The sequence below is a fragment of the Ramlibacter sp. genome (genome assembly GCF_013697775.1).
Classification (GTDB): Bacteria; Pseudomonadota; Gammaproteobacteria; order Burkholderiales; family Burkholderiaceae_C; genus Ramlibacter.
Map to the genome: position 1 here is coordinate 1 of NZ_JACCWG010000034.1, position 8,537 is coordinate 8,537.

Below are 8,537 nucleotides of genomic sequence, written 5' to 3' on the forward strand. Positions count from 1 at the left end.
CGGCAGCGCACCCAGGCCCGCCATCGCCATCGCGCCCACGCCGCCGCGCAGCACGTGGCGGCGGTTCAGGCGCGCCGCCAGAACGGCATCGAAGCCCGGATTGGACGAAGTGTTGTTCTCGCGATCGTCGGGATCGGTGTGCGGGGTCAGGCTGTCGTGCTTCATGGTCATCCGTTGGGTGAAGCCGCGAGCCTATGAAAGGCCCGTGACAACCGGATGAAACCCTCAGCGCACCGGCTTCAGGTGCGCCAGCGGCCAGCTGCTGCTGGCTTTCACCTCGCCCAGCGAGAAGCTGGTGTGCAGGTTCTTCATGTTCGGCAGGTTGATCAGCACGTTGCGCGCGAACTCCGAGAAGCTCTCCAGGTCGCGCGACACCACCTGCACTTCGAAGGTGCCGGCGCCGCTGATGTAGTGGCACGACACGATCTCCGGGATCTGGCGGATGGTTTCCTCCATCTCGCGCGTGACCTTGCCGGTGTTGCTGTCGGCGTCCAGCCGCACGAAGGCCAGCACGCCGAGCCCGATCTTGTGGCGGTCGATCTCGGCGTGGTAGCCCTTGATGTAGCCGGCTTCTTCCAGCGCCCGCACGCGGCGCCAGCAGGGCGCGGCCGACAGGCCCACGCGCTGCGCCAGTTCGGCATTGGTCAGGCGGCCATCGGCCTGCAGTTCTTGCAGGATGGCGATGTCGAACCTATCGAGTGTTTCCATGATTGGCGTTTTGGAGAAAGATCCTTGCTCATCCTAGCTGGGAATGAGCTCCGAACGCAAAGACATGTCAGGCACTGCGGAATACACTGCAGGGTTCCTCCCCTGCCGTACCCTGGAGACATCCGCCCCATGAACGCACCGCTGCCGGAGCACATCCGCAAAGCCCTGGAAACCGTCACGCTGGACGACAAATACGCGCTGGACCAGGGGCGCGCCTTCATGAGCGGCGTGCAGGCGCTGGTGAAGCTGCCGATGCTGCAGCGCCAGCGCGATGCGCTGCAGGGCAAGAACACCGCCGGCTTCATCAGCGGCTACCGCGGCTCGCCGCTGGGCGGCTACGACCAGGCGCTGTGGGGCGCGCGCAAGTACCTGCAGGCGCAGAACGTGGTGTTCCAGCCGGGCGTCAACGAAGAACTGGCCGCCACCGCCGTGTGGGGCACGCAGCAGCTGGGCTTCGCACCGCCCGGCAGCAACAAGTTCGACGGCGTGTTCGGCATCTGGTACGGCAAGGGACCGGGCGTGGACCGCAGCGGCGACGTCTTCAAGCACGCGAACATGGCGGGCACCACGCCCTGGGGCGGCGTGATCGCGGTGGCCGGCGACGACCACATCGCCAAGAGCTCCACCGCGGCGCACCAGAGCGACCACGTGTTCAAGGCCTGCGGCCTGCCGGTGTTCTTCCCGGCCAGCGTGCAGGACATCCTCGACCTGGGCCTGCACGCCATCGCCATGAGCCGCTACGCCGGCGTCTGGTCCGGCATGAAGACGATCCAGGAGATCGTGGAATCCAGCGCCACCGCGGTGATCGACCCGCACCGGGTGGACATCCGCATCCCCACCGATTTCGAGATGCCGCCCGGCGGCGTGCACATCCGCTGGCCCGACACCGCGCTGGAGCAGGAGGCGCGCCTGTTCGACTACAAGTGGTACGCCGCGCTCGCCTACGTGCGCGCCAACCGCCTGAACCACAATGTGATCGAGGGGCCGAACGACCGCTTCGGCATCATGGCCAGCGGCAAGGCCTACAACGACACCCGCCAGGCCCTGCTGGACCTGGGACTGGACGACGCCACCTGCCGCCGCCTGGGGATCCGAGTGCACAAGGTTGCCGTGGTGTGGCCGCTCGATGCGCAGATCACGCGCGAATTCGCCAGCGGCCTGCGCGAAATCCTGGTGGTGGAGGAAAAGCGCCAGGTCATCGAATACCAGGTGAAGGAAGAGCTCTACAACTGGCCCGGCGAAATGCGCCCGCGCGTGGTGGGCAAGTTCGACGAGGCCGACGGCGACTTCATGGGCGGCGAGTGGTCGATGGCCAATCCGTCCGCACAGAAGCTGCTGCGCGCCGAGGCCGACCTGTCGCCCGCGCAGATCGCGCGCGCCATCGCCAAGCGCCTGAAGAAGCTGGGGCTGGACGCCGACATCACCGCCCGCCTGGATGCGCAGCTGGCCATCCTGCAGGCCAAGGAGCGCGCGATGAGCGTGCTGGAGGTCAAGGGCGAACGCCAGCCCTGGTTCTGCTCGGGCTGCCCGCACAACACCTCCACCGTGGTGCCCGAAGGCTCGCGCGCCATGGCCGGCATCGGCTGCCACTTCATGGCGATCTGGATGGACCGCTCCACAGTGGGCTTCACCCAGATGGGCGGCGAGGGCGTGCCCTGGGTCGGCATGCAGCCGTTCTCCAACGACAAGCACATGTTCGCCAACCTGGGCGACGGCACCTACTTCCACAGCGGCCTGCTGGCGATTCGCCAGGCGATCGCCGCCGGCGCCGACATCACCTACAAGATCCTCTACAACGACGCGGTGGCCATGACCGGCGGCCAGCCGGTGGGCGAGCGCGGCGAAGGCCACACGGTGTTCCAGATCGCGCACAGCCTGCAGGCCGAGGGCGTGACCAAACTGGTGCTGGTGACCGACCTGCCGGAGAAATACGAAAACTCCGCGCTGCCGCCCGGCGTGGCGGTGCACCACCGCGACGAGCTGGACAAGGTCCAGCGCGAGTTCCGCGAGATCAAGGGCACCACCGCCATCATCTACGAGCAGACCTGCGCCACCGAGAAGCGGCGCCGCCGCAAGCGCGGCAAGATGGTCGACCCGGCCATCCGCGTCGTCATCAACGACCTGGTGTGCGAAGGCTGCGGCGACTGCAGCGCCAAGTCCAACTGCCTGTCGGTGGAACCGCTGGAGACCGAGTTCGGCCGCAAGCGCACCATCAACCAGAGCACCTGCAACAAGGACACCAGCTGCCTGAAGGGCTTCTGCCCGAGCTTCGTCACCGTCGAAGGCGGCAAGATGAAGGGCAAGTCCAAGGCGCAGTCGCCTGCGTCGCTGGATGCGCTGGGCCCGCTGCCCGAGCCGCAGCTGCCGCGCATCGGCACGGCCTACGGCATCGTGGTGGCCGGCGTCGGCGGCACCGGCGTCATCACCATCGGCCAGCTGCTGGGCATGGCGGCGCACATGGAGAACAAGGGCATCGTCACGCAGGACGCGGCGGGCCTGGCGCAAAAGGGCGGCGCGACCTGGAGCCACGTGCTGATCGGCGCCAGCCAGGACGACATCCGCACCACGCGGGTCGGCATGGCCGCCGCCGACCTCATCATCGGCTGCGACCCGCTGGTCACCGCCGGCAAGGAAACCGTGCTGCGCATGCGCGAGGGCCGCACCCGCGTGGCGCTCAACGGCCACGGCACGCCGACGGCGGCCTTCGTCAAGAACGGCAACTGGGACAACCCCTCGGACGAATGCGTGGCGGAGATCGCCACGGCCGTCGGCACGGACGGCGTGGCGGTGTTCGACGCCGACACCGCCGCTGGCACGCTGATGGGCGACAGCATCTACACCAACCCGATGATGCTGGGCTTCGCCTGGCAAAAGGGCTGGGTCCCGCTGGAACATGAATCGCTGATGCGCGCCATCGAGCTCAACGCCGTGCAGGTGGAGAACAACAAGGCGGCCTTCGCCTGGGGCCGGCGCGCCGCGCACGACTGGGCGTCGGTGGAAAAACTGCTGGCGCCGGCGCAGGTGATCGCGTTCAAGAAGCGCGACACGCTCGACAGCGTCGTGGCGCGCCGGGTGGACTTCCTCACCGGCTACCAGAACGCGGCCTATGCCGCCGGCTACCGCGCCTTCGTCGAGACCGTGCGCGCCGCTGAAGCGCCGCTGGGCAAGACCGTGCTGACCGAGTCGGTGGCGCGCTTCCTTTTCAAGCTGATGGCCTACAAGGACGAATACGAGGTGGCGCGGCTGCACACCGAAACCGGCTTCCTGGAGAAGATCGCATCGCAGTTCGAGGGCGACTACAAGGTGCACTACCACCTGGCGCCGCCGATCCTGTCCAAGCCCAACGAGAAGGGCGAGCTGCAAAAGCGCAAGTTCGGCCCGTCCACCGTGCTGGCGTTCCGTCTGCTGGCCAAGCTCAAGGGCCTGCGCGGCACCGCGCTGGACGTGTTCGGGCGCACCGAGGAGCGCCGCACCGAGCGCGCCCTGATCCGCGAGTACCGAGACTGCATCGCTGGCCTGCTGCCGCGGCTGGATGCCGGCAACCACGCGCTGGCGGTGGAGATCGCCCGCCTGCCCGAGCAGATCCGCGGCTACGGCCACGTGAAGGAACGCAACCTGGCCGCGGCACGAACGCGCTGGCAGGAACTGCTGGCGCAGTGGAACGGCACGGCCGACCAGCGCCGCGCGGCTTGAAACCAAGGCGCTACAGCCGCGCACCGGCGGCATACGTTACAAGTTACAAGGCCGAGCGCAGACATACAATCCGGCTTCCTGCCGTCCAGCACCGCTCGTGTGCTGGCTCGGCCGCGCGCCGCGTCCCGGCACATTTCCTGGAGCTTCTGTGTTGATTTCTTCCGCCTACGCCCAAACCGCGCCCGCCGCGGCCGGAGGCGACATGATGTCGTCGGTGACGAGCCTGCTGCCCCTGGTGCTGATGTTCGTGGTGCTGTATTTCGTGATGATCCGCCCGCAGATGAAGCGGCAAAAGGAGCATCGCACCATGATCGAGGCGCTGGCCAAGGGCGACGAGATCGCCACCACCGGCGGCATGCTGGGCCGCGTGACCAAGCTGGGCGACAACTTCCTCAACCTGGAAGTGGCCCAGGGCGTCGAAGTGCAGGTGCAGCGCGCCGCCGTCGCCCAGGTGCTGCCCAAGGGCACCATCAAGTAAACGCGCGGCGGGAACCGTCGAGCGCCGGCCGCCCGGCGTCCGCTCCCGCGTGCCGAACGCCCAACGCTGAACATCCATGAATCGTTATCCGGTCTGGAAATACGCGGTCATCCTGATCGCGCTGCTGGTGGGGCTGGTCTATGCCATGCCCAACTTCTTCGGCGAAGCGCCGGCGGTGCAGGTCTCCTCGGGCAAGCCCGCGGTGAAGGTGGACGCATCGACCCTCGCGCGCGTGCAGCAGGCGCTCGACGGCGCCGGCATCAAGCCGGAGGCGCTGGCGCTGGAAGGCACCTCGATTCGCGCGCGGCTGGACAGCGGCGAGGCGCAATTGAAGGCGCGCGACGCGATCCAGAAGGCGCTGGTGCCCGACCCGGCCGATCCGCCCTACGTGGTGGCGCTGAACCTGGTGTCGCGCTCGCCGCACTGGCTGTCGGCGCTGCGCGCCGCGCCCATGTACCTGGGCCTGGACCTGCGCGGTGGCGTGCACTTCATGCTGCAGGTCGACATGCAGGCCGCGCTCACCAAGAAGGCCGAATCGCTGGCCGGCGACCTGCGCACCAGCATGCGCGAGAAGAACATCCGCCACGCCGGCATCGCGCGCAATGGCCAGACGGTGGAGGTGCGCTTTCGCGACGCGGCCACGCTGCAGCAGGCGCAGGCGCTCATCGCCGACCAGTTCGCCGAGATCCAGGCGACCCAGTCGGCCGACGGCAGCGACCAGAAGCTGGTGGCGGCCATCAAGCCCGAGGCGGCGCGCAAGGTGCAGGAGCAGGCGCTCAAGCAGAACATGGTGACCCTGCACAACCGGATCAACGAACTCGGCGTGGCCGAGCCGGTGATCCAGCAGCAGGGCCTGGACCGCATCGTGGTGCAGCTGCCCGGCGTGCAGGACACGGCCAAGGCCAAGGACATCCTGGGGCGCACCGCCACGCTGGAAGTGCGCATGGTCGACGAGAGCACCGAAGGCCGCACGGCCGAGATCGGCAGCGGCCCGGTGCCTTTCGGCGACGAGCGCTACGGCGACCGGGAAGGCCGCGCCGTCATCGTCAGGAAGCAGGTGGTGCTGACCGGCGACAACCTGACCGACGCGCAGGCCGGCTTCGACAACCAGACGCAGGAAGCCGCGGTGCACCTGACGCTGGACGCCAAGGGCGCGCGCATCTTCAAGGACGTGACGCGCGAGAGCATCGGCAAGCGCATGGCCATTCTGCTGTTCGAGAAGGGCAAGGGCGAGGTCGTGACCGCGCCGGTGATCCGCAGCGAGATCGCCGGCGGCCGGGTGCAGATTTCCGGGCGCATGACCACCGCGGAAGCCAACGACGTGGCGCTGCTGCTGCGCGCCGGCTCGCTGGCCGCGCCGATGGAAATCATCGAGGAGCGCACCATCGGCCCGAGCCTGGGTGCGGAGAACATCACCAAGGGCTTCCACAGCGTGGCCTGGGGCTTCGCCGCCATCGTGGCGTTCATGGCCATCTACTACATGCTGTTCGGCATGTTCTCGGGCCTGGCGCTGGCGGTGAACCTGCTGCTGCTGGTGGCGATCCTGTCGATGCTGCAGGCCACGCTGACCCTGCCGGGCATGGCGGCCATGGCGCTGGCGCTGGGCATGGCGATCGACTCCAACGTGCTGATCAACGAACGGGTTCGTGAAGAATTGCGCAATGGGGCCTCGCCGCAAGCGGCCATCCATGCCGGATACGACCGCGCATGGGCCACCATCCTGGACTCCAACGTCACCACGCTGATCGCCGGCCTGGCGCTGTTGATCTTCGGCTCCGGCCCGGTGCGCGGTTTCGCGGTGGTGCACTGCATCGGCATCCTGACTTCGATGTTCTCGGCCGTGTTCTTTTCGCGCGGCCTCGTGAACCTCTGGTACGGCCGCAAGAAGAAGCTCAAGACGGTGTCGATCGGCACCATCTGGCGGCCCGGTGCCGAAGGCGCTATAACCAAGGCGGAAACGCTGTAACGAGGGGATCGCAAGTGGAATTCTTCAAGATCCGGCGCGACATCCCGTTCATGAAGAACGCGCTGGTGTTCAACGTGATTTCGCTGGTCACGTTCCTGGCGGCGGTGTTCTTCCTCGTCACGCGCGGCCTGCACCTGTCGGTGGAATTCACCGGCGGCACCGTCATGGAGCTGAGCTTCGCGCAGCCCGCGCAGGTGGAGCAGGTGCGCGGCACCGTCTCCGGCCTGGGCTATTCCGACGTGCAGGTGCAGAACTTCGGCACCGCGCGCGACGTCATCATCCGGCTGCCGGCGCAAAAGGGCGTGAGCTCGGCCCAGCAGAGCGACAAGGTGCTGGCCGCGCTGCGCGCGAAGGACCCGGCCGTCACGCTCAAGCGCACCGAATTCGTCGGCCCGCAGGTCGGCGAGGAGCTGGCCACCGACGGCTTGAAGGCGCTGGGCATGGTGGTGGCCGGCATCATGCTGTACTTGGCGCTGCGCTTCGAATGGAAGTTCGCGGTGGCGGCCATCATCGCCAACCTGCACGACGTCATCATCATCCTGGGCTTCTTCGCCTTCTTCCAGTGGGAGTTCTCGCTGGCGGTGCTGGCGGCGGTGCTGGCGGTGCTGGGCTACTCGGTGAACGAATCGGTGGTGATCTTCGACCGGATCCGCGAGAACTTCCGGCGCTATCGCAAGATGAACACGGTGCAGATCATCGACAACGCGATCACCTCCACCATCAGCCGCACCATCATCACCCACGGCAGCACCCAGATGATGGTGCTGTCCATGCTGGTGTTCGGCGGCGCCACGCTGCACTACTTCGCGCTGGCGCTGACCATCGGCATCCTGTTCGGCATCTACTCCTCGGTGTTCGTTGCCGCCGCCATTGCCATGTGGCTGGGCATCAAGCGCGAAGACCTGGTGAAGTCGCAGCCCAAGCGCGGCGAAGGCGATCCGGCCGACCCCAACGCCGGCGCCACGGTTTAGAAAAGGTTCACGCGCGGCATGGCCACTTCGCTTCCGCCCTCCAGACCGGCGTCGCTGGGGCGTGCCGCGCGGGAGCATTTCCTGGCACACCTCGAAGGCGTGCTGGCCCCGATGGCCGACGCCGTCTATGCCCGCCTGCGCGAGCTGATGGACCAGGCGGCCAGCGGGCGCGAGTCGCAGGAGCGGCGCGACGCGCTGCTGGAATTCGACAAGCACCGGCAGGCCTGGACCAACGGCACCCAGAAGGCGTGGCGCGCCGCGCTGGTGTCGGCCGCTTCCAATGCCCGCGTGCGGCTGGACACCACCAACCTCGAGCTCATCGGCGACGACGAGGTGGAGACCAAGATCCTGTCGTCGCGCCTGGCGCTGGCGATGCAGGAAAAAGCGGTCTGGGATTACAACGACCTGAAGCTGCGCATTCGCCACGTGGACCACGAGGAGGAGCTGCCCGGCGGCGACATCCTGCGTCCCGAAACCATCGCCCAGCTGATGCTGGAGCAATGGACCGCCAGCGGCATGGCGCGCGAGGGCTGGACCCTGGCGCGCGAGGTGATCCAGAAGCAGATGGCCGAGCGGCTGATCGATGGCTACCGCACCACCAACGAATTTCTGGTGCAGCGCAACGTGCTGCGCGACATCGACCTCAGCGCGCGGGTGCGGCGCACCACGGGTAGCCGCAGCAGCGGTGGCGCGCGGCGCAGCCCGGGGGCCGCCGGGGGGC

6 protein-coding genes are annotated in these 8,537 nt (G+C 67.7%); 5 read left to right on the plus strand and 1 reads right to left on the minus strand.

The features are described 5' to 3' along the window. Positions 1-225: 225 nt before the first annotated feature. Entirely contained in the window at positions 226-708 is a 483-nt protein-coding gene (locus H0U68_RS01845) for an Lrp/AsnC family transcriptional regulator (protein ID WP_296352459.1), read from the minus strand. 129 nt (positions 709-837) lie between these two features. On the opposite strand from H0U68_RS01845, the gene H0U68_RS01850 reads away from it, so the two are divergent. From H0U68_RS01850 to H0U68_RS01870, 5 genes are all read left to right on the plus strand, one after another. After that, a complete protein-coding gene (locus tag H0U68_RS01850; RefSeq protein WP_296352460.1) occupies positions 838-4,401 on the plus strand; it encodes an indolepyruvate ferredoxin oxidoreductase family protein in 3,564 nt (1,187 codons plus the stop codon). Between the two features lie 148 nt (positions 4,402-4,549). Continuing rightward, a complete protein-coding gene (gene yajC / locus H0U68_RS01855) occupies positions 4,550-4,879 on the plus strand; it encodes a preprotein translocase subunit YajC (protein WP_296352461.1) in 330 nt (109 codons plus the stop codon). 76 nt (positions 4,880-4,955) lie between these two features. Further along, entirely contained in the window at positions 4,956-6,845 is a 1,890-nt protein-coding gene (gene secD / locus H0U68_RS01860) for a protein translocase subunit SecD (RefSeq protein ID WP_296352462.1), read from the plus strand. 14 nt (positions 6,846-6,859) lie between these two features. Further along, the gene (gene secF, locus H0U68_RS01865; RefSeq protein WP_296352463.1) at positions 6,860-7,816 is read left to right on the plus strand and encodes a protein translocase subunit SecF; all 957 of its coding nucleotides are present in this window, start codon (positions 6,860-6,862) and stop codon (positions 7,814-7,816) included. An 18-nt stretch (positions 7,817-7,834) separates the two neighbouring features. After that, on the plus strand, positions 7,835-8,537 hold a 703-nt coding region (locus H0U68_RS01870), incomplete at its 3' end, for a DUF1631 family protein (RefSeq protein WP_296352464.1).